The organism is Nonomuraea sp. NPDC005730, from assembly GCF_040630865.1.
GTDB lineage: Bacteria > Actinomycetota > Actinomycetes > Streptosporangiales > Streptosporangiaceae > Nonomuraea.
This window is the reverse complement of the sequence record NZ_JBEXYK010000007.1, coordinates 66,644-90,681: the sequence shown is the minus strand read 5'-3', so window position 1 is coordinate 90,681 and position 24,038 is coordinate 66,644. Positions and strand designations below refer to the sequence as shown.

Genomic DNA, 24,038 nt, shown 5'->3' with positions numbered 1-24,038 from the left:
TATGGGCTACGGTGTCCGGCGATATGGGTTACTGCTTCCTGTGATTCTCACGCCCGAGGCGCATACGCGTTGAGCCGACCGCTCCGCCGCGCCTCGTACCGGTCATATCCGCGTTGAGACAAGGAGGTGGAGCCTCTATGCGTACCGCTGCCCAATTGGCGCTGAACGAGATCACCAAGCGTTACGACACCCGAATCGTCCTGGACCGTGTGTCGCTCACCGTCCGGCCCGGCGAGAAGGCCGGGATGATCGGCGACAACGGCTCGGGCAAGTCCACGCTGCTCAGGCTCATGGCGGGCGTCGAGCGTCCGGACAACGGCGAGCTGACCGTGGTCGCGCCCGGCGGCGTGGGGCACCTGCCGCAGTCGCTGGAGCTGCCGCCGCACGCCACCGTGGCCGACGTGGTCGATCTGGCCCTGGCCGAGCTGCGCGAGATCGAGGCGCGCATGCGCGCGCTCGCCGGCACCGACCTGGACGCCTACGCCGCCGCCACGGCCGAGTTCGAGGCGCGCGGCGGCTACGAGGCCGACACCCGGGTGGACGTCGCGCTGCACGGCCTGGGCCTGCCCGGCCTGGACCGGGACCGCCCGGTCGCGACGATGTCGGGCGGCGAGCGGTCCAGGCTCGCCCTGGCCGCGACGCTGGCCGCCGCGCCTGAGCTGCTGCTGCTCGACGAACCGACCAACGACCTGGACGACCAGGCCGTCGCCTGGCTCGAACAGCACCTGCGCGAGCACCGCGGCACGGTCGTCGCGATCAGCCACGACCGCGCGTTCCTCGACCGGGTCACCACGGTGATCCTGGAGGTCTCCGACGGGCGGGTGCGCCGCTACGGCGACGGCTACTCGGGCTACCTCGCGGCCAAGGCCGCCGAACGGGCCGCGCACGTGCGGGCCCACGAGGAGTGGCGGTCCGAGCTGGCCCGGCACGCCGGGCTGGTGGCGGCCAACGCGGGGCGGCTGGCGGCCGTCCCGCGCGTGATGGCGAAGGCCGGGATGGGCACCGGCGCGTGGCGGGCGAGGTCGCGGACGCACGGCGCCGCCGGGCGCGTCCGGCAGTCGCACGCGCGGATGCGATGGCTCGAAGAGCACCCGGTCCCGCCGCCCCCCGTGCCGCTCCGCTTCACCGCCACCATCACGCCCCCGCCACCCGCCGACGTGCGTCTGCCGGAACGGCCCCAGGACGACGTGTGCGGGCCGGGGCGGCGGTCCATGGTGGCCGTGCTCGACGGGGTACGGGTGTCGGGGCGGCTGCGGATCGACGGGCTCGCCGTCCGGCGGGGGGAGCGGCTGCTGGTCACCGGGCCGAACGGCGCGGGCAAGACCACGCTCATGCGGGTGCTCGCCGGCGAGCTGCGTCCCGACGCGGGGACCGTACGCCGGACCGGGCGGGCCGGTCTGCTCCGCCAGGAGGAACGGGCGGTCCGGCTGGACCGTACCGTCCTCGCGGCCTTCGCCGAGGGGCGGCCGGGCAGCCCCGGCGAGCACGCCGACCGGCTGCTCGGCCTGGGGCTGTTCCGGCCGGACGACCTGCGGCGGCGGCTGGCCGACCTCTCGTACGGGCAGCGCCGCCGGGTCGAGCTGGCCCGCCTGGTCACCGACCCCGTGGACCTGCTGCTGCTCGACGAGCCGACCAACCACCTGTCGCCGATGCTGGTGGAGCAGCTCGAGGAGGCGCTGGCCCACTATGAGGGCGCGCTGGTGGTCGTCACCCACGACCGCCGCCTGCGCGCCGCCTTCACCGGCACACACCTGGAGCTCGCCCCCGCCACGCTCACCGGCCGGGCCTGCTGACGGCCGGGCCCGGCCGCGCTCAGGGATCGGGCCTGCTGACGGCCGCGCTCAGCGGTCCGACTCCCTGATGGCCGTGCCCACCTCGCTCACCCGGTCGGCGAGGAGGCCGAGGGCGCCCACGGCTCTGGTCATCGGGTCGTCGCCGGATCCGCCGAGCGCCCTGGCCCTGAGGAAGGCCGCCTTGATCTCCGCCCAGCGCGCCGCCTGGGCGGGGGTCAGGCGCCCGCGCAGCTCGGCCAGCTTGAGCAGGTTGGCCTCGGCGTCCTGGGTGAGGGTCTGCGCCTCGCCCAGGTAGTGGTCGTCGATCACCGCCTCCAGCTCCTCGTCGTTCATGGCGGGCACGATGCGCTCGGCCAGCTTGTTCATGTTCCGGTACGACCCCTGCAACCGGTACGGCGGCTCGGTCCTGGACGCCTCCGCCTGGGACGCCGACGCGATGTAGGCCGCGTTGTTGGCCAGCACCACCTCCTGCGCCCGCACCAGCTTGCCCAGCACGCCGAGCACCTGCTCCAGCTCGGCCTTGCCGTACGGGTGCCTGAGCTGGTCAGGGCGGACCGCCGGGTCGCCCTTGGCCAGGCGTACCAGGAGTTCGACGTCGGCCCGGTCGCGACCCGAGAGTGGGGCCAGCACCGGGTTGGAGGTCAGCGCGTTGTCCACGTAGCTCAGCGCGAACAGCTCGTCCCTGCCGGAGAGCACGTCGCCCAGGTTCCACACGTCGGCGCGGTTGGCCAGCATGTCCGGGATGCGGAAGCGCTGCCCGGACTCGGTGTACGGGTTGCCCGCCATGCACACCGCGAAGCGCTTCCCGCGCAGGTCGTACGTGCGGGTCCGGCCGTTCCAGACGCCCTCGATGCGGCGCTGGGCGTCGCACAGCGAGATGAACTTCTGCAGCAGCTCCGGCGAGGTGTGCTGGATGTCGTCCAGGTAGAGCAGGGTGTTGTTGCCGCTCTCCAGCGCGAAGGAGATCTTCTCGACCTCCTGCCTGGCCGTGGCGTCGGGCGCGTCGGCCGGGTCGAGCGAGGTGACGCCGTGGCCGAGCGCCGGGCCGTTCACCTTGACGAAGACCAGGCCGAGGCGGCTGGCGACGTACTCCATCAGCGTGGTCTTGCCGTAGCCGGGCGGTGAGATGAGCAGCAGCAGGCCCATCTGGTCGGTGCGCTTGCCCGCGCCCGCCGCGCCGAGCTGCTTGGCCAGGTTGTCGCCGATCAGCGGCAGGTAGACCTCGTCCAGCAGCCGGTTGCGGACGAACGCGCTCATGACCTTGGGCCGGTACTCCTCCAGGCGCAGCCGGCGGCGTTCCTGCTCGATCAGCTCGTTGCGGCGGCGCTGGTAGGCCCGGTAGGCCGGGACCCGGTCCTGGCTGAAGGCGCGCGCCCTGGTCAGCAGCTCGTCGAGCCTGACCCGCAGCCTGCGGTCCCGCACCCGCGGATGCGCGCCGAGCAGGCCCTCGACGGTCTCCTCGACGGCGGCGCCGGAGTCGTGGCGGGGCAGGTCGCACAGGAGCACGGCGACGGCCTCGGCCACCTCGGGGCCCTGGCGGTAGGCGCCGATCCAGGCGTGGGCGAGCTGTAGCCGCTCGGGCAGGGGGAGCGCGGCCAGCTCCGCCTCGAACTCGCGCGTCCTGGCCGGGCCGAGCGCCTGCCTGAAGCCGTCGAGGAGGTCGCGCGCCGCCTTGCCGGTCACGAAGCCGGACGGCGTCGCGCCCAGCTCCTCGACCAGGTACTCGCCGGCCAGCGCGGCCGTGCTCTGGCCGGTGTCCTGGCCGGGGGAGAAGGCGGCGATCCGGGTGCCGAGCTCGGCGGCCAGCGCCTCCAGGGCGGGCGTCCGGCCGAAGACCGCGCGGGCGCGGACCAGGGAGGCGGCCCTGGTGGCCAATGTTTTACGTGAAACCTCGTCCGTGCCGAAGGCCCAGAAGAGCTGCGCCGCCGCGCGGGCCTCGGACGGATAGCGCAGCAGGCCGGCGCCCTCGCGCAGCCGGACCAGGCTCTCCAGGACGAGGATCGCGTCGTGGTCGTGCACGCCACGCTCGTAGCCCTCGTCGTAGCGCTGCTCGGCGGCCTGGCGTACCAGGTCGGCCAGGGGAGCGCCGGGCCCCGCGGACTCCAGGAGCGAGGCGGCCAGATGCTCGGCCCGGTACATCTCCGGCGTCTCCGACACCAGCAGCTGATCCCAGAACGGCCGCGTGTCGGCGAACGACGCCGGCACGGGCGCGCGGTAGTCGGTGCCCGTGATCGCGAAGTGCATCTCGCCGTCGTGCGGGACCAGCGTCAGGTCGATCGGCTGGGTGTTGACGGCGAACAGGTGACGGCCGAGGCGCAGCGTCTCGCCGCCGTCGGTGAACAGGTCCAGCCGGTCCCGCAGGGCGCGGCCGGCCTCCTGCTGGGCCGCCTTGACCCGGCCGTCCAGCTCCTCGGCCCGGACGGCGTCGCCCAAGGAACGCAGCTCGGCCGCCGCCGTACGGACCCGGCCGACCATCGGATCGGTGGCGAAGTACGTGTTGACCTCGTCCATCGACCCCAGCGACGCCAGCCGCCTGGTCACGCTGCCCAGGATGCGCCCGGCCGAGGCGAAGACCCGGTCGGCCCGCCGGGCCAGGCCGTCGAGCTGGGTCTGCTTCCTGGCCGAGAACGCCTCGTAGACCTCGTCCCGCTTGCCCGCCAGCTGGGCGGCGAAGTCGTCGAACTCGCCGAACCGCGCCTCCAGGTTCTCCACCTGGAGCATCAGGCGGCCGAGCTGCTCGTCGCACTTGTCCGGCGTGTCGGCCATCGCCAGCGCACCCGAGACGGCCTGCCCGAACAGGGCGAACTCGGCGGCGAAGGCCGCGCGGCCCTCCGAGCCCAGCAGCTCGCGGCGCCGCCCGTCGAGCACGGCCCGCGCCCGGTTCACCCCGGCCAGCACCTCGGCGATCCGGCCCAGGATCGACGTGCGGACCGTGGCGTCGGCGATCTCCAGCGAGCCGACGACCTCCGTCACCACCTCCAGGCCCTCCGCCTGCTCGGCCAGCCGGTCGGCGACGGGCGCGGCCTCGGCCACGGTCGCGATCGCGGCGGCGTCGGCGGCCAGCCGTTCGACCGCCGCGTGGTAGGCGGTGAACGCCTCCGCGCCCTCCAGGAAGGCGACCGCGCGCCTGCCGGTCGCGGCCAGCTCCGCGGTCAGGGCGGCGGACAGCTCGTCCAGGCGGGCAGGGTCCAGGTAGCGGACGTCGCGCAGGGTCACCAGGCGGCCCTGCTGCCTGCGCAGGCCGGCCAGCGTGGTGACCCAGGCGTCGGCGGTGGCGGGGGTGTCGGCGGCGGCCTCGCGTAGCAGGTGGGCGGTCTCCTCGGCGGCCGCCGCCAGGGTGTCGGCGGCCTGGCGGGTGAGCTGCTCGACGTTCTCGTACTCGTCGAGCACCTGTTCGGCGGTGGCGCGCACGTCGGCGAGCGGCGCGGCGAGCCCGTGCTCGCCGAGCCAGTGGTAGGAGTCGGCGGCGCGGGTGCAGGCGGCGATCAGCGCCTCGAACGTGGCCTCCGACGCCGCCATCTCCTCGACCATGCGGGCCACGGACAGGCAGTCGGAGATGCCGCGCACCAGCTCGGCGTTGCCGATGCGCTCCAGGGGCCCGGTCCCGGCGGGCTGGGCGGCGGCGTAGGTGTCGGACACGTACGGCGTCTGCCACACCTGCATAGGGTGGACCCGGGTCGGCTCCTCGGAGAGGGCGCGGAAGACCACCATCGTGCCGTCGTCGAACAGGGAGTACCCGTGGCAGACGATGGGGTTGGCCACCTCCTTCCTGATCACGTTGTACGGCAGCAGCAGCGAGCGGCCGTCGCCCCGGGCGTGGAAGACGTACAGGACGTCCTCGCCGTTGGGCGAGCGCACGACCCGCTCGAACTCCAGGTCCGTCACGTCCGTGTCGAACGTCTTGCTGATCCCGGTGGCCAGGTAGTAGCCGCCCGGGAAGATCAGCCCCTGGTCCTCGGGCAGCCGCTGGCAGGACTGGCCGATGCCGTCGAGCCTGGTCACCGCCTTGGTACGGGTGTTGAACACCAGATGCCGCCAGTCCGGCTCCTTGTACGGCCTGATCCGCATGAGGACGAGCGGCCCGACCCTGGCGTACTCGACGTCGGCGTCGGCCAGCGACTGGAGGCGTTCGGTGACCGGCTCGGAGTAGACGCCCGCGCCGGTCTCGGTGTTGTTCTCGACCTTGATGGTGAGGTCGCCGCCGATCGTCTCGACGAAGACCTCGCCCTGGATGGAGATGTGCGGATGGCGGCCGAGCACGTGGTCGTCGCGGGTGGCCGGCGTCCACTCGAAGTCGTGGGACGGGGGGAAGACGTGGTCCCGCTCCCCCCTGTTATCCAGATATTTCGGGATACCGCCGTTGCTGACCGTCCACCTGAGCACCCGCGTGTCCGCCGGGCCCGTCCGGAACACCGCCAGCAGCTTGCCCTCGACCCGCCGCAGCTGCTGGAGCCTGGTCTCCTTGTAGTACCGGTACAGCTCGGCGAAGTCCTTCCTGAACGCCGGCTCCTCCAGCGTCTCCAGCTTCCCGGTCTCGAACGTGAACGCGTCCCCGTCCCTGGTGAAGCGGTGCACGGCGAACACGTCGGCCACGGTCGTCTCGGGCTTGAGCCCGATGAAGACGTTGTAGCCGAACAACATCACCTCGCCCAGCGAGACGATGTCCCTCGGGACGCAGTTGTTCTCGGTCCTGATCCGCTCGGTGCCGAGCAGGCGCAGCTCCGCGCCGCCGAAGACGCGCAGCCGCTGCCCGTTGATCTCCTCCGTCGCGACCGCGAGGGCCTTGGCCTGCGACTGGAGGCGGTTCCGGAGAACCTCGTAGGTCCCGGCTTCCAGCTCGGTGATGCTCACGTCAGCCCTTCGCCGCCGCCAGCGCGGCCACGGGGGAGTCGGCCACGCCCAGCCGGCGCGCGGTGTCCAGCAGCTCGCCGAGCGCCGACGACTGCGGGCCGCCGTCCTGGATGAGCCGCATGAGCAGGGCCGAGACGGTCAGGTTCTTGATGTCCTCGGTGCGCACCCCGCCGACCACGCTCGCGATGTCCGCCGCCAGGCTGGCCGTCCCGTTGAGGTACGGCGCCGCGAGAGCCCCGGCCACGTTCGAGTGGCCGACGAAGCCGTCCACCGCCTTGCCCATGGTGATCGAGCCGACCACCTTGTCGAAGAACATCGTGTCGCCGCCGACGATGTCGATGTTGGCCTTGGCCAGGCCCGCCGCCAGCACGCTGGCCTGCGACTCGGCCACCTGGCGGGTGACGTCGATGTGCTTGAGCCTGATCTCCTTGTCGGCCTCCAGGCGCAGGCGGTACTCCTCGTGGCCCCGGCTGGCCTCGTCCAGGGCGGCCATCGCGGCGGCCTTCTGGGTCAGGCCCTCGGCCTCGGCCTTCAGCTTCTCGCCGATCGCGGTGGCGCCGGCCAGCGCCATGGCCTGCTCGCCCTCGGCCTGCGCCTTGAGCCGGTCGCCCTCGATCAGCGCCATGGCCCGCGCGCCCTCGGCCTCGGCCCGCAGCTTCTCGCCCAGGGACAGGGCCTCCGCGCGGCCGACCTTCTCGATGGCGTCCGCGTCGCGCTCCTTGACCTGCACCTGCGCCAGCCCGGCCGCGGCGGACTCGGCCTGCACGCCCTCCGCGAGCCGGATCTTGGCCCGCGCCTCCAGCTCGGCGGCCTGCTGCCGGGCCTCGGCCAGCACCAGCTCCTCGCGGGCCCTGAACTTCGAGGCCGCCTCCGCGGCCTCGGCCGCCTTGATGTCCTTGACCAGGTTCTCCTGCGCCTCGGCCTCGGCCGCGATGATCACCTGCTGGCGGGTGCGCTCGGCCTCCTCGACCACGCGCAGCCGCTTGATGCTCTCCTCCTGCTCGGCCACCGTCTTGTCGACCGCGATGCGCTCCCGGATGACCTCGGCGATCGACCGCTTCTCGGTCTCGACCTCCTTGTCCTTGGCGATGCGCGACAGCTCGGTCTCCCGCTCGCGGGCGATGACCTCCAGCAGGCGGTCCTTCTCGATGCGCTCGCTCTCGATCGCGATCACCCGCTCGCGGTTCTTCTCGGCGACCGCCACCTCGCGGGCCTGGTTCTCCCGCTGCACGCCGATCTGCTCGTCGGTCTTGATGCCGGCCGTCTGCGCGCGCAGCCGCTCCTCGGCCTGCACGCGGGCGATCTCCGCCTCCTCGCGGGCCTTGACGGTCTCGATCTCGCGGCGCTGCTTGAGCTCGGCGTCGGTCTGGCGGCGCTGGAGCTCCAGGATGGCCTCGCGGGCGTCCACGTTCTGGCGGGTGATCTCCTTCTCCTCGGCCCGCTGGAACTCGTTGGTCCGTACGTGCTCCAGCGCGGTCAGCTCGGTGATCTTCCTGATGCCCTGCGCGTCCAGGATGTTGCTGGAGTCGAGCTGGGTGAGCGCGGTCTGCTCCAGGTAGTCGATGGCCGCGTCTTCGAGGCTGTAGCCGTTCAGGTCGGTGCCGATGAGCCGGATGATCTCGTCGCGGAACTCGTCCCGCTTGGTGTAGAGGTCGACGAAGTCGAGCTGCTTGCCGGCCGTCTTCAGCGCTTCGGAGAACTTGGCGCTGAACAGCTCCTGGAGGGTGTTCTCGTCGCTGGCCCGCGCGGTGCCGATGGCCTGGGCGACCTTGATGACGTCCTCGGCGGTCTTGTTCACCCGGACGAAGAACGTGATCTTGATGTCGGCCCTGATGTTGTCGCGGCAGATCAGCCCCTCACGCCCGGTACGCGTGATCTCGATGGTCTTCACCGAGATGTCCATGGTCTCGGCCTTGTGGACGACCGGCAGCACGATGGCGCCGGTGAACGTCACGTCCACCTTGTTGACCTTCGACACGATCAGCGCCTTGCCCTGTTCCACCTTGCGGAAAAGGCGGCCGATGATGACGAGCAGGCCAATCACGATGACCAGGACGACGGCGAGAAATACGCCGAAGCCCGTGGAGATGACGTCCATCAGATCTCGCTTTCGTAGGGCATGACCCAGAAGAATTCGCCGTCTTTGTCGTATTCGAAGATGAGTGCTTTGTCGCCGCGGCCCAGGCGGTCCCGTCCGGTCGTCCGGACCTGGACGACCGCGGTCGAGCCGTCCTCGGCGGTGACCTCGGCCTGGCCGAAGTCGGGGGTGGCGGCCCCGGTGCGGATGACGCACGGGCGGCCCACGAGATCGCCGCGCGAGTGCTGCCCGCCGTCCTGGAACGCCCTGCGCAGCGGCCCGATCAGGGCGCGCGTGGCGAGCCAGCCGCCCGCCGCCGCGGCGAAGGGCACGGCGGCCAGTGCGGCGTCCGGCAGCACCTGGCCGCCGACCAGACTCAGCAGCCAGGCGACCGCGACCAGCAGGGAGATCACGATCCCGGCGGGGACGCCCCCGAGCCCCAGCCATGGCGCGTCGTGGTCGAGGTCCAGCAGGCCCGCGATGACGGCCAGCCAATAAGCCAGGACCGCCGTGAGGAGGAAAGTGAAAATGACGGTCGGAAAGCCCAGAGCGGCGTGGAAGAACTCGGTCATCAGCCCTCGGTTTGCCCCATCCCCCGGTGTGTCCTGACGGACTATATACATATAAAGGGCGACTAAAGCGGAAAGTTCCCGACTTCATATCGAAAGTTAGCCGACTTGACCTCAAGGGCGGTTGAGGTAGCACGCTCGACGACATGACTGACGTGATGAGGGCGGCGGCGTTCGCCGAGCCGGGCGGCCCCGAGGTGCTGAAGGTGATGGAGGTGCCCGCGCCGCAGGCGGGCCAGGGACAGGTGCGCGTCCGCGTGCGGGCGGCCGGCGTGCAGCCGTTCGACGCGGCCGTACGGGCGGGGTGGCTGCCGCCGTACATGGAGGAGGTGCCCTGGCCGCGCATCCCGGGCAACGAGTTCGCCGGTGTGGTCGACCAGGTGGGCGACGGGGTCGCCGGGGTGTCGGCGGGGGACGAGGTGCTGGGGTTCTCGCGCCTGTTCGCCTACGCCGAGTACATCGTGGTCCCGGCGGCCGACGTGGCTCCCAAGCCCGCCGGGACGCCCTGGGAGGTGGCCGGCGGGCTGACCTCCGGCGTGCAGACGGCCGAGCTGGCCCTCGACGCCCTGGCGGTCGGCGCCGGCGAGACCCTGCTCGTGCACGGCGCGGCCGGGTCCGTGGGCACGGCGGCCGTGCAGATCGCCCGCATGCGCGGCGCCACGGTGATCGGCACCGCCCGCGAGGTCAACCACGACCACCTGCGCGACCTCGGCGCGATCCCGGTCGCCTACGGTGACGGCCTCGTCGGCCGGGTGCGCGCGCTCGCCCCCGGCGGCGTGCACGCGGCACTCGACGGCGCCGGCGGCCACGCCCTGGAGGTCTCGCTCGACCTGGTCGCCGACCGCGGGCGCATCGTCACGCTGGTCGAGCACGGCCGGGCGGCCGAGCTGGGCGTCAAGCTCGTCCAGGGCGAGCGCACGGCCGAACGGCTCGGCCGGTACGCCGCCCTGTACGCCGAGGGCCGCTTCGCCTTCCCGGTGCGGCGGACGTACCGGCTGGAGGAGGCCGCCGACGCCCACCGCGAGATCGAGACCGGCCACGGCCGGGGGAAGGTCGTCCTGGTGACGGACTGAGCCCTCCCGGCCCCCTCGCATTCCGGGCGGGCCGGTTCAGCCGGCGTTCTTGTGGCGCTGGTTGAACCGGCCCGCCTTCGCGCGGTTGCCGCACACCTCCATCGAGCACCACCTGCGGCTGCCGTTCTTGCTCACGTCGAGGAACCACAGGACGCAGGCCGGGTTCGCGCACTTGCGCAGCCGTTCGGGACGTTCGCGCAGCAGGGGGACGACGGCGGCGGCCGCCGTCCAGGCCGCCGCCCAGGCCGGATCGCTCACCACGACCGTGTCGCGCGGCCCGTCGTCGCCCACCTGCGGTCTGGTCGCGCCCTCGTCGAGCACCGCGTTGAGCCGGTCGTGCCCGCCTCCTTCGAGCAGCCCGCGCAGCGCGTCCCGTGCCAGGACGAGGCGGTCGCGCACCCGTTCCAGATCGTCCTCGCCCGGCAGGCCGTGGTCGCCGAGCCAGGCGCGCACGCCTTCAAGGTCGTCGAACTGGTCCAAGAGAGCGCCCTGGTCCACCCACACGGTGTCCACCAGGTCCAGAGCCAAGGGCTCGTCGCGGAGCGGCCGTATCCTCACTGCCTCTAACCCCTCAAAGCAATTTGACTGGTTAACTCTCGCCATGCTATCACTTAACCAGCAAAAGGGATTTAGCTGGTTAGGGAAGTGTTGACATGTCTGTTCAGTACCGCACCGCTGTGATCGACGGCCTCGACGTGTTCTACCGGGAGGCGGGCGATCCCTCGGCGCCCACGCTGGTGCTGCTGCACGGGTTCCCGACCTCGTCGGTGGCCTACCAGGAGCTGATCGCCGAGCTGGCCGACGAGTTCCACCTGATCGCGCCCGACTACCCCGGATTCGGCCACAGCTCGGCCCCCGCCGCCGACGAGTGGGACTACACCTTCGACCACCTGGCCGACGTCGTCGACCAACTCCTCGACACCCTCGGCCTCACCAAGTACGCCCTCTACGTGCACGACTACGGCGCCCCGGTCGGCTTCCGCCTCGCCGTCCGCCATCCGGAACGCGTCACCGGCATCGTCACCCAGAACGGCAACGCGTACGAGGAGGGTCTGACGCCCTTCTGGGAGCCGCTGCGCAAGGCGTGGGCCGACCCCTCCGAGGAGAACACCTCCGCGCTGCTCGGCCTGCTCACGCCCGAGGCCACCCACTGGCAGTACACGCACGGCGTCCGTGACGCCGGCCTGGTCAACCCGGACAAGGCGGTCCTCGACCAGGCCCGGCTCGACCGGCCCGGCAACCACGCCGTCCAGCTCGCCCTCTTCGTGGACTACGGCCGCAACCTGGGCCGGTACCCGGAGTGGCAGGAGTACCTGCGTGCCAACCAGACGCCGGTGCTGGCCGTGTGGGGGCGGCACGACGAGATCTTCGGCCCCGACGGAGCCCTCGCCTTCGACCGGGACACCAAGCGCGTGCAGATCCAGCTCCTGGACGCGGGCCACTTCGCCCTGGAGACGCGCGGCCCGCAGATCGCGGCCCTGGTCCGCGACTTCCTCCGCCGCCTCTCCGACTGACGGGAGCCTCCGATGGCCCAGCCCCGCCGCCGCGGGAACACCACGGCCCGCACCGGCTTGTCCGCCGCGGCCGTCCACGCGCACCGATCCCTGGGCTCCCGCCGCGCGCCGGGGCCACGGCGGCGCTGATCGGGCTCACCGTCCCCGACCCGGTGTACCTGCTCGACCCGGTCCTCGTCGCGAGCGTCGTGGTGATCGCCGCGGGGGGCTCGGAAGGGCGTTGCCGGGCCATGAATATCCCGCCTACTGGTGGTGACCCGTCACTGCCGGTGGCGCATGGCCTCGGCGATCACCAGGGCGATCTCGTTGAGCTCGTGCTCGCCGTCCTCGACGTCCCAGAGGGCGTTCTGCAGGATCCGGCCGAGGGTCCAGCCGGCCGCCCTGGCCGGGTCGAGGCCCAATCCATCCACCATCAGGTCGAACCGCCGCAGCACGCCCTTGATCGGGTCGCCGGTGGCGACGACGGCGTCCCAGCGGTTGTCCAGGGCGGGCCACAGGTCGAAGCCGGGGTCGCCGGCCAGCGGCTTGGGGTCGATGGCCAGCCACGGCTCCCGCTCGGCGGCCAGCACGTTGTCGTAGTGCAGGTCCCAGTGCAGCAGCCGGTCGCCCGGCTCGGCGACGAGTTCGGCGACCGCGTCGGCGCACCAGCGCAGCCAGTACCTGTCCTGCTCGCGGGGCAGCGCGGCCGTCGCGCGGTCGACGTCGGCCAGCATCTGCGCGGCGATGTCGCCCAACCGGCGCAGCCCCGGCGGGGCCGGGAAGGCGGTCAACCGGCCCAGCAACTCGGTCAGGATCCTCAGCGCCTCGCTGTCGTCCGGCACGGCCGACAGCGGGCGGTCGGAGTCGAGGCGTTCCAGCAGCAGGGTGCCGGTCTCGGGGTCGTCGTCCAGCAGCAGCACCGACCCCTTCCCGGCCCACGTGCGCAGGCCGGGCGCCTCGGTGGCGTTCTCGTCGGTGACGGGCTGGAGCTTGAGCGCCGCCCTGGTGCCGTCCTGCCGTACGACGGGCAGCACGAGGGAGACCACGCCGTGCATGGGGCGGCCCTCGTCCAGCCGCAGCCCCCACTCCTCCAGGTAACGCTCGGCCAGCGCGGGCAGGCCGGCCGACCAGGCCCGCCCCCGCTCGCCGTCGATCTTCACATGCGATGCGGTCAACGCCTCGGGAACCATGATCCTCATCGCCCCAGTCTGCCTCCGGCAGGGGCGCCCGCGGCTAGAAGTGCCAGGGGAAAGGCGACCAGTCGGGCGCCCGCTTCTCCAGGAAGGAGTCGCGCCCCTCGGCCGCCTCGTCCGTCATGTACGCCAGCCGCGTCGCCTCGCCCGCGAACACCTGCTGCCCGACGAGCCCGTCGTCGATCATGTTGAAGGCGAACTTCAGCATGCGCTGCGCGGTGGGCGACTTGCCGTTGACCTTGCGCGCCCACTCCAGCGCCGTGGCCTCCAGCTCCGCGTGCGGGACGACGGCGTTGACCATGCCCATGCGGTGGGCGTCGGCCGCGCTGTAGGTGTCGCCCAGGAAGAAGATCTCGCGGGCGAACTTCTGCCCGACCTGCCGCGCCAGGTAGGCCGAGCCGAAGCCGCCGTCGAAGCTGGCCACGTCGGCGTCGGTCTGCTTGAAGCGGGCGTGCTCGGCGCTGGCCAGGGTGAGGTCGGCCACGACGTGGAGGCTGTGCCCGCCGCCCGCGGCCCAGCCGGGCACCACGCAGATCACGATCTTGGGCATGAAGCGGATCAGGCGCTGCACCTCCAGGATGTGCAGGCGCCCGGTGGCGGGGGTGCCGTCGGCGTACTGGTAGCCGTCTTTGCCCCTGATGCGCTGGTCGCCGCCGGAGCAGAAGGCCCATCCGCCGTCCTTGGGGGAGGGGCCGTTGCCCGTGAGCAGCACACAGCCGACGTCGGTGGCCTGCCTGGCGTGGTCGAGCGCCCGGTAGAGCTCGTCGACCGTCTGGGGCCTGAAGGCGTTGCGCACTTCGGGCCGATTGAACGCGACCCGCACCGTGCCCTGGTCGAGGGCCCGGTGGTAGGTGATGTCGGTGAAGTCGAAGCCCTCGACGACCTGCCACATCTTCGGATCGAACAGCTCGGAGACCATGGGGGCGAGCCTAACGGATCTGTTCCTCGGCCCACTCGGCCCACGCCTTCTGGACGGCGCCGAGCCGCAGGCCGTACTCCAGGGCGAGCCGGCCGTAGACCGACAGGTTGTCCTGGCCGCCTTCGACGAAGCCCTTGATGGCCTCCATGTGCTCCAGCTGCTTGCCCACCATCTCGGCCTGGCGGCGCAGGTACGCGCGGGCCTGCTCGGGATCGACCTGGCCGAGGAAGAACACGCGCAGCAGCATGTCGCTGCGCCCGACCCTGACCGGCTCGACGTCGGTGATCCAGCGGCGCAGCTCGGCCCGGCCCTCCTGGGTGATCGCGTACTCCTTGCGGCCACGGGGGCCCTCGGCCGCGACGCTCACGAGACCGGCGTCGGCCAGCTTGCCGAGCTCGGCGTAGAGCTGGCTCTGCGTGGCCGGCCAGACGTTGGACAATGAGACGTCGAAGGTCTTCAGCAGGTCGTAGCCACTGGCCGGCCCCTCGGCGAGCAGACCAAGCACGGCGTGTCTCAAGCTCATATTCCTATATTGACATATCTCCACAGGAGGTTCTACATTCGACATGTCTACTTAGGAATGTCAAAGGAGTTGCGCGATGCGCGGTCTGCTCGGTTTCCTCCCCTGGGTCGTCTACGCGGTCATCGCCACCGGCGACGAGTGGCGCTGGGGCGCCATCACCGGCCTCGTGATCGCCCTCGCCCTCGTGGCCATCGACCGCCGGTCCGGCCGGGCCTGGGACGAGATCGTGATCGAGACGAGCGCCGCCGCCTTCTTCGCCCTGCTCACGGTGCTCTCCCTGGCGGCCCCGCACTCGCCGCTCACGCCGTACGGGCCCGCGCTGGTCAACGTCTGGCTGGCCGGCACCGCCTGGGGCTCGCTGGCCATCGGCAAGCCGTTCACGCTGGGCATCGCGCGCACGATGGCGCCGAAGGAGATCTGGGAGACCCCGGCGTTCCGCCGCGTCAACGTGGTGATCACGACGGTGTGGGCGGTGGCGTTCACGCTCGCCGCCGTCTCGCTGACGTTCGTGCTGGCCGCGGCCCCCCACGCCACCACGGTCGTCATCGCGATCAAGGTGCTCTCGTTCGTCGTCCCCGCCGTCTTCACCGCCCGCTACCCGAAGGTGGTCAGGCGCCGCGCCGAGGCCGCCGCTAGGTGACCTCCGCGCGCAGCTCGGCCAGGAGCTCCCCCTGGTCGGCCAGCATGTCGGTGAGGATGCGGCGGGCGGCTCCGAGCAGGTCTGCCAGCTCGGGAGTGGCCAGGGTGTAGACCACCGTGCTGCCTTCGCGGATTGCGCTCACGATCCCGGCCCTGCGCAGGACCGCCAGCTGCTGTGAGAGGCTCGACGCCTCGATGTCGATCTGGGCCAGCAGGTCCCTGACGGGCAGTGGACCTTCCTGGAGTAGCTCCAACACTCTGATGCGAGCGGGGTGGCCGAGCGTCCTGAAGAAGTCGGCCTTGGCCTGGTGGACCTCCACGTGCATATTGCAAGACTAATCGAGCGCAGTTGCATAATTCTTCAAGTCACCATGTTGTTGGATAGCATGACAGCGGGGACTAGGGAGTAGCCATGGGCCGAGGAAGAGCCAAGGCGAAGCAGACGAAGGTCGCTCGCCAGCTGAAGTACGCCAACCACAACATCGACTACGACCGGCTGCGCGAGGAGCTGGGCGCGGACACGCCGCGCGAGGAGATGTACCCGTCTACGGCGTCCGAGCAGGAGTCCGAGCGCGCGCAATGACGCGCGCCGGTTTCGCGGGGGCGTCCGCGACGTTCTCGGGCCGCCTGGCCTCCGGCACCTGACCGGTCGCCACGAGCTCCAGGCGGTGTTCCCGTGCCCGCCCGGCGGCGTGCCGCGGGGCGCGGGCCGGGCCGCCGTGGCCGGCGGGCTAGCCCGTCACCGCTTCGAGCAGGCGGCGCGCGTCGGCGAGCAGGCGGCCGGTGGCGGCCTGCGACGCCGGGTCGGTGTTCTGCTGGAAACCGTGCGTGAGGCCGGGCTCCCGGCGGCACGTGACCGGCACGCCCGCCTCGGCCAGCCGGCGGGCGTACGCCTCGCCCTCGTCCCTGAGGGCGTCGTGCTCGGCGGTGACCACCAGCGTGGCGGGCATCCCGCTCAGGTCGGGCACGAGCAGCGGGCTCAGCCTCGGGTCGGCGCGCCGCGCCGGATCGGGCGCCCACTGCCGCACCGCCCAGGCGAGGAAGCTCGCGTCGAGGCCGTGACCGGTGCCCTTCTCCCGCACGCTGGGCCGGGAGAGCGTGAGGTCGGTGTTGGGGCAGATCAGGATCTGGGCGGCGGGCGACGGGTCGCCCGCGTCCCGCAGCTCCAGGCAGGCCATCGTGGCCAGGTAGCCGCCCGCGCTGTCCCCGGCCACCGCGACCGGACGGGCCTCGCGCAGCACGTCCACGACGTCCTCGACGGCCGCCGGGTACGGGTGCTCGGGCGCCAGCCGGTAGTCCACGGCCAGCACCTCCACCCCGCACTCGCGGGCCAGCAGGCGGCAGATCCGGTCGTGCGTGTCCAGGCCGCAGAACACCCACGCGCCGCCGTGCACGTACACCACCAGCGGCCGCCGCTCCGGCGCGGGCCGGTAGTGCCGCAGCGGCAGCCCGCGCGGCCCGGTCAGGTCGGTCACCTGCGGCAGCTCGGGCCCCCGCGCACGCAGGTGCGCCCGCTCGGCACTGCCCCTGCGCAGCTCGTGGACGTCGGGATCGTTCATGAACGACGAGTGTAGGGATCACCAGGGGGCAAAGGTCTCGCTGCGCAGGCGCAAAGCCAGGCATGCGGGGAAGGCCGATGGGCAGGTGGCGATCGGGCCGACAAGGAGATCGAGACATGCGCGTAGGAATCGTGGGTTCGGGCCGGCTCGGCGCGCCGCTCGGCCGGCTGCTCGCGGCGGCCGGTCACGACGTGCTCTTCAGCGACGCCCGGCTGGCCCTCGCCGAGGAGGCCGCGGCCGCCGCCGAGGGGCAGGCGGGCGGTGGCTCGCCGATCGAGGCGGCGCGCTTCGGCGAGGTCGTCGTCATGGCGGTGTGGTGGGAGGCGTTCCCGACCGTGGTCGAGGAGCTGGGCGCGGCGCTGGGCGGCAAGATCGTCATCGACCCCAGCAACCCGATCACCCGGCTCGACGGCGCCGAGGCGGTGGTGGCCGTGCCGGACGGGCTCACCAGCCCGCAGTACCAGCAGCACGTGCTCGGCCGCGAGGTGCGGCTGGTGCGCACGTTCAACACCAAGTACCCCAACGAGCTGCTGGACCTGGGCACGGCCGGCCAGCGGGGCGGCCCGCGGGCCGACATGCCCTACTGGGGCGACGACGAGTCCGCCAAGAAGGCCGTGGTGCCGCTCATCGAGGACGCCGGGTTCACCGCCATCGACGGGGGCGGCCTCGCCGACGCCCTGTGAGCCGGGCCGAGCCGGGCCGAGCCGGGTCAGGCCGCGCAGGTGTCGTGGGTGGCGTCGAAGCCCTTGATCGCCTCGGTGTCGTCGGCGCGCAGCGGCTTGAGCCCCTTCCAGTCGTCGCCGATCACCAGTACCAGGTGGTTCGTCCGGGCGCCGGCGACCAGCTTGGACGTGGCGGCGAGCAGGTCGTTGGTGAGCGTGGGCACCCGCGTCTCGGCGTTGGGGCCGTAGAGCAGCGTGGTCTTCGGCTGGGGCTTCCTGGCCGTGTCGCCGATCTTGCTGATGTGGTAGCCGCGCTGTTCCAGGAAGGCGGCCACCTGCGTGCCGAGGCCGCCGCGGTAGGTGCCGTTGCGCAGCTCGATCTGGATCTTCGACCGCCCCACCTTGGCCTGCCCGCCCTTGACGCCCTGGACGCTCTGGTCCTTGGCGACGATCTGGAACAGCCGGCCCGCCTGCGGCTGCACCCACTCGACCCGGCCCGGCTGGGTCAGCGAGTAGTGCCAGGGCGTGGTGATGAACCGGATCTGCCCGGTGTTGAGGCCCTGGAGGCTGGTGGCGAGATCCTTCATGACGCCCACCGACAGGTCGTCGTCGACGGTCACCGACCGGGTGCCGGCGTCGAGGAAGCCGAACAGCTTGGACGGGTCGGCGAGCGTGTCGCCGCTCATCACCTTCTTGAGCATCGAGGCGATGAACATCTGCTGCCGCTGGATGCGCCCGATGTCGGAGCCGTCGCCGAGGCTGTAGCGGGCGCGGACGTAGCCGAGCGCCTGCTCGCCGTTGAGCGTCTGCCGCCCGGCGGGCAGGTGGAGCAGGGCCTTCTTGTCGTTCACCGGCGAGGGCAGGCAGACCTCGACGCCGCCCACGGCGTTGACCATGCTCTTGAAGCCGGTGAAGTCGACCTTCACGAAGTGGTCGATGTGGATGCGGGTGAGCGACTCGATCGTCTTCCAGGTGCAGGCGATGCCCCCCGAGTTGAACGACTCGTTGATCATGCCCAGGTGCGGCTGCTGGCCGGGCAGGCCGCCCGTGGCCCGGCAGGCGGGCAGCTGGACCAGCGAGTCGCGCGGGAAGCTGATCACCATGGCGTTGTCCCGCTTGGACGACACGTGCGCCAGCATGATCGTGTCGGTGCGCTCGCCCGCGATGCGGCGGCCGTACCTGGCGTTCTTGCCGTCGCGCTGGTCGGAGCCCACGATCAGGACGTTCATCGCCGAGTTGGCGACCTTGGGCGGCCGCGTCTCGCCGAGGTCCTCCTTGGTGACCGTGGAGCGCTTGAGGTTGCCGCTGAGTTTGGCGGTGACGCCGACGGCCACGCCGGCGACCAGGAGGACGACGGTGACCGCGATCGCGATCACCCAGCGTAGCCAGCGGCGGCGGCGCCGCTTGGGAGCGCCGGGGTCGCTGGAGGGCGGAGCATCGACAAGCCCGCTGCTCACGTGACTCCAGAGGGACGGGGGCCGAGGGGCCACCGCCCCGGGCCAAGAGCCTCGCCGTACAAGTCTCGGCCGTTGAACGTGCCGAGTGTACTCCGGGCCGGGACGGCTGTGCGGAGGGACCGCGATCCTTGACGGTCAAGACCATCCGGCCGGTCCCGGGCTAGCGCTCGCGCGGCGTCACCAGGCCGGACTCGTAGGCGAAGACCACGAGTTGTGCGCGGTCGCGGGCGTGCAGCTTGGTCATCGCCCGGCTGACGTGCGTCTTGGCGGTGGTCGGGCTGATCACCATCTGGGCGGCGATCTCGTCGTTGGACATGCCGCGGGCGACCAGGGCGGTCACCTCGCGTTCGCGGTTGGTGAGCACGTCCAGGCCCTGGGGTTCGGGTTCGGGGCGGCGGGCGACGTACTCGCCGATCAGGCGGCGGGTGATGGCGGGGGAGAGCAGGGCGTCGCCGCGGGCGGCCACCCTGACGCCCTGGAGCAGGTCCGCCGGCTCGGTGTCCTTGACCAGGAAGCCGCTCGCGCCGGCGCGCAGGGCGTGGAAGACGTACTCGTCCAGGCCGTAGTTGGTCAGGATCACCACGTGGACCTCGGCCAGGCGGTCGTCGGCGGCGATCCGCCTGGTGGCCTCGATGCCGTCCATGACGGGCATCTGCACGTCCACGAGCGCCACGTCGGGGCGGTGTTCCAGGGCGAGGGCGACCGCCTGCTCCCCGTTGGCGGCCTCGGCGACGACCTCGATGTCGTCCTCGGCCTCCAGCAGGGCGCGGAAGCCGCCGCGGATCAGGGCCTGGTCGTCCACCAGCAGCACGCGGATCACCGGGCCTCCTGCAGCGGCAGTTCGGCGCGTACGGTGAACCCGCCCTCGGGACGCGGCCCGGTCGCCAGCCGCCCGCCGAGCGCCGTGACCCGCTCGCGCATGCCCAGCAGGCCCACGCCGGGGTCGCAGGGGCCGCCGTTCGCGCGGCCGTCGTCGTCCACCTGCACGATCAGTTCCTCCTTGCCGTAGTCGACGCGTACCGAGGCGGTGGCGGGCCCGGCGTGCTTGGAGACGTTGGTCAGCGCCTCCTGGACGATCCGGTAGGCCGCCCGGTCGACCTCGGCCGGCAGGTCGCGGCGGTCGCCGGTGACCGTCACCGTGGCCGGGACGCCGGTCGAGCGGGCCCGTTCGACCAGGTGGGTGAGCCGGTCGAGGCCGCTGGCCGCGGGGGCGTCGTCGTCCTCGCGCAGCACCTCCAGCGTGGCGCGCAGCTCGCGCATGGCCTCGCCGCTGGCCTCCTGGATGGCCAGCAGCGCCGCCGGCACCTCCTCGCCGCGCTTGCGCGCGAGGTGCACGGCCACGCCCGCCTGCACCTTGATGACCGAGATGGTGTGGGTGAGCGAGTCGTGCAGCTCCCTGGCGATGCGCAGCCGTTCCTCGCCCGCCCGGCGCAGCGCCGCCTCCTCGCGGGTCCGCTCGGCCTCGGCGGCCCGCTGTTCGACCTGCACGAGGTACGCCTGCCGGTGCCGGGTCACGGTCGCGGTCACCCCGGCCGCCAGGAACCAGCCGAGCAGCAGCGTCGTCTTCTGCACGATCTCCTGCGCGGTCTGCCCGTCGGGGGTGGCCAGGTTGACCGCCAGGGTCCCGCCCAGGAACACCGCGCCCGCCACCGCCGCGAGCGCCCGGTGACCGGCTCTGACCGTGGCGAACACGGTCACCATCACGGGGAAGGCGGCCGGCGGGCCGGGCTGCGCGTGCGCGGAGTAGACCAGCATGCACAGCGTGGTGACCAGCAGCGCCGGGATCGGCGCCCGCCGCCAGGCGACGAGCGCGAACGACCCGGCGAGCACGGCGGCGTAGTCCGCGGGCCCCGCCTCCGGCGTGGCCACCACGGTCGCCGTCAGCAGCACGGCCACCACCGCCGCGAGCGCCACGTCCATGACGGCGGGGTGCCATCGCAAGCTCATGCCAAGCACAGTAGAGCCTGATGTGTCGATAATCGTCCTCACGTGGGCGGAATGGGGCACTACTCCCGCCGTCGTACGCCGCCCGCCTCTGCGCCCCGCGCCGTAGCCGCGGGAAGTCGTCCCGGGCAGGACGACTCCGGCCCTGCCCGCGCCCCACCATGGCGACCATGAACACGACGCCGACGGCCGCAGGCCGGTTCCGCTACGTCACGCCCGTCCGGCCGCAGGACGCCACGGGCCAGGTGGCCCAGGTCTACGCGCATCTCGCCGACGACTTCGGCATGGCCCGCATGGCGGTCTTGCTCGCCGCCCTGCCGCCCTACCGGGTCACCGACGCGGACGTCGCCGCCACGGCGACGCGGCACGCAGAGGCCCTTCTCACCGGTACACGCGTCGGCGCCGGCGGGAGGTCAGGCCGGTAGGCAGGCGGGCGGGCGGCCGGAGGCGGGCCAGACGTATTCGAGGTCGTCGGGCTCGTCGCCGAAGAGCGGGCGGTAGTGGCCGGGGTCCTTGCGCAGCAGGGCGGAGCGGTGGCTGCGGTGGAAGGCGTCGTCGCCGAGCCAGGGCGGCAGCTCGCCGGCCGCCGCCAGCTCGTGCTGGGTGCGGATGACGGGGGTGCCGCAGGCGCGGCCCAGCTCGACGGACATCGTGGCCGCGCAGGTGTCGGCCCGGCCGGTCGAGCACCAGCGGTCGCACACGTCGAGCCCGTAGCGCACGAGGGCCTCCTCGTAGCCGGCCCACATCTTGACGGCGGGGTGGTGGCGCCAGCCGTAGCCGGGGACGGTCAGGGCGCGCAACACCTGCAGGGCCTCCACCCGCTGCTTGCCCAGCCGCAGCGCATCCAGGACCCCGGCACTGGCCGTGAAATCCGGATATGGAAGAAAAGTCTGCATCGATACCCTCGCTGACCTGGTCTTTCCTGCCTGCCGCCCGGCGAGATCGTATATGGACCGCACGCCTCGCGACGCGCACAATCGGCCCATGGGCTATGTCGGCGCGCGGACGCCTCGCAGGGAAGACGCCAGACTGCTGACCGGAAAGGGGAGATACGTCGGCAACGTACGCCTGCCTGGCATGGCGTACGCGGTGGTGGTGCGCAGCCCCGTCGCGCACGGACGGCTCCTCGGCTGCGACGCCAAGGCGGCCTGGACGGTCGAGGGGGTGCTCGACGTCATCACCCCCGCCGACGCCGCGGGGCTGCGGCTGCCCTGCGTCACCCTCGCCCCCGGCCAGCGGCTGGTCTCCTACCGGGTGCTCGACGACACGATCAGGTACGCCGGCCAGCCGCTCGCCGTCGTCGTGGCCGGCGATCCCGCCGCCGCCCGGGACGCCGCGGACCTGCTGGACCTGGAGCTCGACCAGTCGCCCGCGACCGTCGGCGCGGAACGTGCCCTCGATGCGGACGCGCCGCTGCTCTACCCCGAGTGGGGCACGAACCTGGTCACCGACTTCCTGCTCGGCGACGCCGACTGCGCGGAGTTCGTCGAGTCCGCCGAGCACGTCGTCGAGATGACGTTCAGGATGGGCCGGATCTCGCCGCATCCCATCGAGCCGCGCGGCGTCGTGGCCTCCTACGCCGACGACGAGCTGATCGTGCACATCTCCTCCCAGGCCCCGCACCACGTGCGCGAGCACCTGGCCGACGCGTTCGGGCTCGCCCACGACCGGGTACGCGTGATCAGCCGGGACACCGGCGGCGGGTTCGGCGGCAAGGAGCACGTCTACCCCGACGAGGCGCTCGTCTGCCTGGCCGCGATGCGGACGGGCCGCCCGGTGAGCTGGACCGAGTCGCCCGGCGACCGGCTGGCGGCGACCCTGCCCGCGCGGGCCGCCGTCCACCGGGCCAGGCTGGCGCTCGACGGCGCGGGCCGGTTCGTCGCCCTGGACGCCGACATCCTCGGCGACCTCGGCGCCCATCCCTCGAACGTGGGCATCTCGCCCTTCGCGGTCTCGGCCACCCTGTTGCCGGGTCCGTACCGGTTCGAGCGGGTGGGCGTACGCGTGCGCGGGGTGGTCACCAACACCACCCCGACCGGCTCCTACCGCGGCTTCGGGCAGCCCGAGTGCACCTGGACCAGGGAGCGGCTGATCGACGAGGCCGCCCGGCGGCTCGGCCTCGACCCGGTCGAGCTGCGGCTGCGCAACATGCTGGCGCCGGACGAGTTGCCGTGCACGAGCCGGGTGTACCAGCAGTACGACTCCGGCGACTACCCCCGGGCCCTGCGCACCCTGCGCGACCTGGTCACCCCGGTCACCGGCGTGGACGACGGCCGCCGGCGCGGCGTCGGCTACTCCTGCCACGTCGAGACCACCGGCCTGGGCCCGTCGATGGAGATGAAGGCGTCGGGCATCCAGGCGGGCGGCTACGAGACGGCGGTGCTGCGGATGGAGCCGGACGCGTCGGTGGTGGTGTCGTCCGGGGTGGTCTCGATCGGGCAGGGCATCGAGACCGCGCTGGCCCAGGTGGCGGCCGACCGGATGGGGGTGCCGATCGAGCGGGTGCGGGTGGTGCTGGGGGACACGGCGGCGACGCCGTACTCGTCGATCGGGTCGATCGCCAGCCGGTCGCTCGCGGTCGGCGGCGGGGCGCTCGTCCAGGCCGCCGCCCGGCTGCGGGACAAGCTGCTGGCCATCGCCGCCCACCGGCTGGAGGCGGCGCCCGGCGACCTGGAGATCGCCGAGGAGTCCGTGCGCGTCAAGGGCGACCCGCGGGCGTCGGTGTCGCTGCGGGAGCTGGCCACGTCCGCCTGGCGGGCCTGGGACCTGCCGGAAGGCGTCACGCCGGGCCTGGAGGAGCGGGTCAGCTACGATCCGGCCGCCTACACCTTCGCCTACGGCGCGCACGCCGCCGCCGTCGCGGTGGACCCCGAGACCGGCGCGGTCGAGGTGGAGCGCTACTGGGTGGTCAACGACGCCGGGACGCTGGTCAACCCGTCCCTGGTAGAGGGCCAGATCCGCGGTGGGGTCGCGCAGAGCATCGGCATGGCGCTGACCGAGGAGATCGTCCACACCGAGGAGGGGCAGCCGCTCGCCGAGTACCTGCTGCCGACCACCCGCGAGGTGCCCGACATCGAGGTCGTGCTGCTGGAGACCCCCTCACCGCTCACGCCGGGCGGCATGAAGGGGGCGGGCGAGGCGGGCACGATCGGCCCTCCCGCCGCCATCGGCAACGCGGTCGCCGCCGCCATGCCCGAGCTGGCCGGACGCCTCACCGACGTGCCCCTCACCCCGCAGGTCGTGTGGAGGTGTCGACACCCCTGACCTGGGCACGGGGAGCCTGAAG

21 protein-coding genes are annotated in these 24,038 nt (G+C 72.4%); 8 read left to right on the top strand and 13 right to left on the bottom strand.

What is annotated here, in order from left to right; translation table 11 throughout:
• Window positions 1–137 precede the first annotated feature (137 nt).
• Window positions 138–1,793: a ribosomal protection-like ABC-F family protein gene (abc-f, locus tag ABZ444_RS12400; protein ID WP_357995025.1), complete on the top strand. Its 1,656-nt coding sequence runs from the start codon at window positions 138–140 to the stop codon at window positions 1,791–1,793.
• Between the two features lie 48 nt (window positions 1,794–1,841).
• Here abc-f and ABZ444_RS12395 read toward each other — a convergent pair whose 3' ends face one another.
• From ABZ444_RS12395 to ABZ444_RS12385, 3 genes are read right to left on the bottom strand one after another with little or no spacing between them, the layout of a single operon-like run.
• The gene (locus ABZ444_RS12395) at window positions 1,842–6,644 is read right to left on the bottom strand and encodes a DNA repair ATPase (RefSeq protein WP_357995023.1); all 4,803 of its coding nucleotides are present in this window, start codon (window positions 6,642–6,644) and stop codon (window positions 1,842–1,844) included.
• A 1-nt stretch (window position 6,645) separates the two neighbouring features.
• Entirely contained in the window at window positions 6,646–8,742 is a 2,097-nt protein-coding gene (locus ABZ444_RS12390) for a flotillin family protein (RefSeq protein WP_357995021.1), read from the bottom strand.
• A complete protein-coding gene (locus ABZ444_RS12385) occupies window positions 8,742–9,293 on the bottom strand; it encodes a hypothetical protein (RefSeq protein ID WP_357995020.1) in 552 nt (183 codons plus the stop codon). The genes ABZ444_RS12390 and ABZ444_RS12385 overlap by 1 nt, the downstream gene beginning before the upstream one ends.
• 155 nt (window positions 9,294–9,448) lie before the next feature.
• Between ABZ444_RS12385 and ABZ444_RS12380 the strand changes: the two genes are divergently transcribed.
• Window positions 9,449–10,363: an NADP-dependent oxidoreductase gene (locus ABZ444_RS12380; protein ID WP_357995252.1), complete on the top strand. Its 915-nt coding sequence runs from the start codon at window positions 9,449–9,451 to the stop codon at window positions 10,361–10,363.
• Window positions 10,364–10,399: 36 nt separating this feature from the next.
• Here ABZ444_RS12380 and ABZ444_RS12375 read toward each other — a convergent pair whose 3' ends face one another.
• The gene (locus ABZ444_RS12375; RefSeq protein ID WP_357995019.1) at window positions 10,400–10,921 is read right to left on the bottom strand and encodes a CGNR zinc finger domain-containing protein; all 522 of its coding nucleotides are present in this window, start codon (window positions 10,919–10,921) and stop codon (window positions 10,400–10,402) included.
• A 95-nt stretch (window positions 10,922–11,016) separates the two neighbouring features.
• Between ABZ444_RS12375 and ABZ444_RS12370 the strand changes: the two genes are divergently transcribed.
• Window positions 11,017–11,877 (top strand): alpha/beta hydrolase, encoded by an 861-nt coding sequence (locus ABZ444_RS12370; protein WP_357995018.1) that lies wholly within the window; start codon window positions 11,017–11,019, stop codon window positions 11,875–11,877.
• 260 nt (window positions 11,878–12,137) lie between these two features.
• Here the strand turns inward: ABZ444_RS12370 and ABZ444_RS12365 are convergent, their stop codons facing one another.
• The 3 genes from ABZ444_RS12365 to ABZ444_RS12355 are packed head-to-tail and all read right to left on the bottom strand — an operon-like array spanning window position 12,138 to window position 14,491.
• Window positions 12,138–13,055, bottom strand: a complete 918-nt coding sequence (locus ABZ444_RS12365) for an aminoglycoside phosphotransferase family protein (protein WP_357995017.1) — start codon at window positions 13,053–13,055, stop codon at window positions 12,138–12,140.
• Between the two features lie 34 nt (window positions 13,056–13,089).
• Entirely contained in the window at window positions 13,090–13,968 is an 879-nt protein-coding gene (locus tag ABZ444_RS12360; protein ID WP_352366206.1) for a 1,4-dihydroxy-2-naphthoyl-CoA synthase, read from the bottom strand.
• A gap of 10 nt (window positions 13,969–13,978) precedes the next feature.
• Entirely contained in the window at window positions 13,979–14,491 is a 513-nt protein-coding gene (locus ABZ444_RS12355; protein WP_357995016.1) for a PadR family transcriptional regulator, read from the bottom strand.
• Between the two features lie 76 nt (window positions 14,492–14,567).
• Here ABZ444_RS12355 and ABZ444_RS12350 point away from each other — a divergent pair, with 76 nt between their 5' ends.
• Entirely contained in the window at window positions 14,568–15,131 is a 564-nt protein-coding gene (locus tag ABZ444_RS12350) for a hypothetical protein (RefSeq protein WP_357995015.1), read from the top strand.
• On the opposite strand, the gene ABZ444_RS12345 is transcribed toward ABZ444_RS12350, so the two are convergent.
• The gene (locus tag ABZ444_RS12345; RefSeq protein ID WP_090938046.1) at window positions 15,124–15,456 is read right to left on the bottom strand and encodes a metalloregulator ArsR/SmtB family transcription factor; all 333 of its coding nucleotides are present in this window, start codon (window positions 15,454–15,456) and stop codon (window positions 15,124–15,126) included. The two genes, ABZ444_RS12350 and ABZ444_RS12345, sit on opposite strands and share 8 nt — an antisense overlap.
• An 86-nt stretch (window positions 15,457–15,542) precedes the next feature.
• Between ABZ444_RS12345 and ABZ444_RS12340 the strand changes: the two genes are divergently transcribed.
• A complete protein-coding gene (locus tag ABZ444_RS12340; protein ID WP_357973744.1) occupies window positions 15,543–15,713 on the top strand; it encodes a DUF3073 domain-containing protein in 171 nt (56 codons plus the stop codon).
• A gap of 148 nt (window positions 15,714–15,861) precedes the next feature.
• Here the strand turns inward: ABZ444_RS12340 and ABZ444_RS12335 are convergent, their stop codons facing one another.
• Window positions 15,862–16,689 carry an alpha/beta hydrolase gene (locus tag ABZ444_RS12335; RefSeq protein ID WP_357995014.1) on the bottom strand — a complete coding sequence of 276 codons (828 nt, stop codon included), beginning with the start codon at window positions 16,687–16,689 and terminating at the stop codon, window positions 15,862–15,864.
• Between the two features lie 116 nt (window positions 16,690–16,805).
• Between ABZ444_RS12335 and ABZ444_RS12330 the strand changes: the two genes are divergently transcribed.
• Window positions 16,806–17,372 carry an NAD(P)-binding domain-containing protein gene (locus ABZ444_RS12330; protein ID WP_357995013.1) on the top strand — a complete coding sequence of 189 codons (567 nt, stop codon included), beginning with the start codon at window positions 16,806–16,808 and terminating at the stop codon, window positions 17,370–17,372.
• A gap of 26 nt (window positions 17,373–17,398) precedes the next feature.
• Here ABZ444_RS12330 and ABZ444_RS12325 read toward each other — a convergent pair whose 3' ends face one another.
• The 3 genes from ABZ444_RS12325 to ABZ444_RS12315 form a co-directional block, all read right to left on the bottom strand.
• On the bottom strand, window positions 17,399–18,808 hold the full coding sequence (locus ABZ444_RS12325) for an LCP family protein (protein WP_357995012.1): 1,410 nt from the start codon (window positions 18,806–18,808) through the stop codon (window positions 17,399–17,401).
• Between the two features lie 160 nt (window positions 18,809–18,968).
• On the bottom strand, window positions 18,969–19,628 hold the full coding sequence (locus tag ABZ444_RS12320; protein WP_357995011.1) for a response regulator transcription factor: 660 nt from the start codon (window positions 19,626–19,628) through the stop codon (window positions 18,969–18,971).
• Window positions 19,625–20,755, bottom strand: a complete 1,131-nt coding sequence (locus tag ABZ444_RS12315; protein WP_357995010.1) for a sensor histidine kinase — start codon at window positions 20,753–20,755, stop codon at window positions 19,625–19,627. The genes ABZ444_RS12320 and ABZ444_RS12315 overlap by 4 nt, the downstream gene beginning before the upstream one ends.
• Window positions 20,756–20,922: 167 nt before the next feature.
• On the opposite strand from ABZ444_RS12315, the gene ABZ444_RS12310 reads away from it, so the two are divergent.
• Window positions 20,923–21,177: a hypothetical protein gene (locus ABZ444_RS12310; protein WP_357995009.1), complete on the top strand. Its 255-nt coding sequence runs from the start codon at window positions 20,923–20,925 to the stop codon at window positions 21,175–21,177.
• On the opposite strand, the gene ABZ444_RS12305 is transcribed toward ABZ444_RS12310, so the two are convergent.
• Complete coding sequence (locus tag ABZ444_RS12305; RefSeq protein ID WP_357973723.1) at window positions 21,166–21,648, bottom strand: MSMEG_6728 family protein; 483 nt, start codon at window positions 21,646–21,648, stop codon at window positions 21,166–21,168. The two genes, ABZ444_RS12310 and ABZ444_RS12305, sit on opposite strands and share 12 nt — an antisense overlap.
• Window positions 21,649–21,736: 88 nt before the next feature.
• Between ABZ444_RS12305 and ABZ444_RS12300 the strand changes: the two genes are divergently transcribed.
• Window positions 21,737–24,016, top strand: coding sequence for a xanthine dehydrogenase family protein molybdopterin-binding subunit (locus ABZ444_RS12300; RefSeq protein ID WP_357995008.1), 2,280 nt, complete (start codon window positions 21,737–21,739; stop codon window positions 24,014–24,016).
• Window positions 24,017–24,038 lie beyond the last annotated feature (22 nt).

Coding starts and splice junctions, on each gene's coding strand:
- ABZ444_RS12300 (WP_357995008.1), top strand. CDS start 21,737: ATGGGCTATGTCGGCGCGCGGACGCCTCGCAGGGAAGACGCCAGACTG.
- ABZ444_RS12335 (WP_357995014.1), bottom strand. CDS start 16,689: ATGAACGATCCCGACGTCCACGAGCTGCGCAGGGGCAGTGCCGAGCGG.
- ABZ444_RS12355 (WP_357995016.1), bottom strand. CDS start 14,491: ATGAGCTTGAGACACGCCGTGCTTGGTCTGCTCGCCGAGGGGCCGGCC.
- ABZ444_RS12340 (WP_357973744.1), top strand. CDS start 15,543: ATGGGCCGAGGAAGAGCCAAGGCGAAGCAGACGAAGGTCGCTCGCCAG.
- ABZ444_RS12390 (WP_357995021.1), bottom strand. CDS start 8,742: ATGGACGTCATCTCCACGGGCTTCGGCGTATTTCTCGCCGTCGTCCTG.
- abc-f (WP_357995025.1), top strand. CDS start 138: ATGCGTACCGCTGCCCAATTGGCGCTGAACGAGATCACCAAGCGTTAC.
- ABZ444_RS12365 (WP_357995017.1), bottom strand. CDS start 13,055: ATGAGGATCATGGTTCCCGAGGCGTTGACCGCATCGCATGTGAAGATC.
- ABZ444_RS12350 (WP_357995015.1), top strand. CDS start 14,568: ATGCGCGGTCTGCTCGGTTTCCTCCCCTGGGTCGTCTACGCGGTCATC.
- ABZ444_RS12310 (WP_357995009.1), top strand. CDS start 20,923: ATGAACACGACGCCGACGGCCGCAGGCCGGTTCCGCTACGTCACGCCC.
- ABZ444_RS12385 (WP_357995020.1), bottom strand. CDS start 9,293: ATGACCGAGTTCTTCCACGCCGCTCTGGGCTTTCCGACCGTCATTTTC.
- ABZ444_RS12305 (WP_357973723.1), bottom strand. CDS start 21,648: ATGCAGACTTTTCTTCCATATCCGGATTTCACGGCCAGTGCCGGGGTC.
- ABZ444_RS12360 (WP_352366206.1), bottom strand. CDS start 13,968: ATGGTCTCCGAGCTGTTCGATCCGAAGATGTGGCAGGTCGTCGAGGGC.
- ABZ444_RS12370 (WP_357995018.1), top strand. CDS start 11,017: ATGTCTGTTCAGTACCGCACCGCTGTGATCGACGGCCTCGACGTGTTC.
- ABZ444_RS12380 (WP_357995252.1), top strand. CDS start 9,449: ATGAGGGCGGCGGCGTTCGCCGAGCCGGGCGGCCCCGAGGTGCTGAAG.
- ABZ444_RS12315 (WP_357995010.1), bottom strand. CDS start 20,755: ATGAGCTTGCGATGGCACCCCGCCGTCATGGACGTGGCGCTCGCGGCG.
- ABZ444_RS12330 (WP_357995013.1), top strand. CDS start 16,806: ATGCGCGTAGGAATCGTGGGTTCGGGCCGGCTCGGCGCGCCGCTCGGC.
- ABZ444_RS12345 (WP_090938046.1), bottom strand. CDS start 15,456: ATGCACGTGGAGGTCCACCAGGCCAAGGCCGACTTCTTCAGGACGCTC.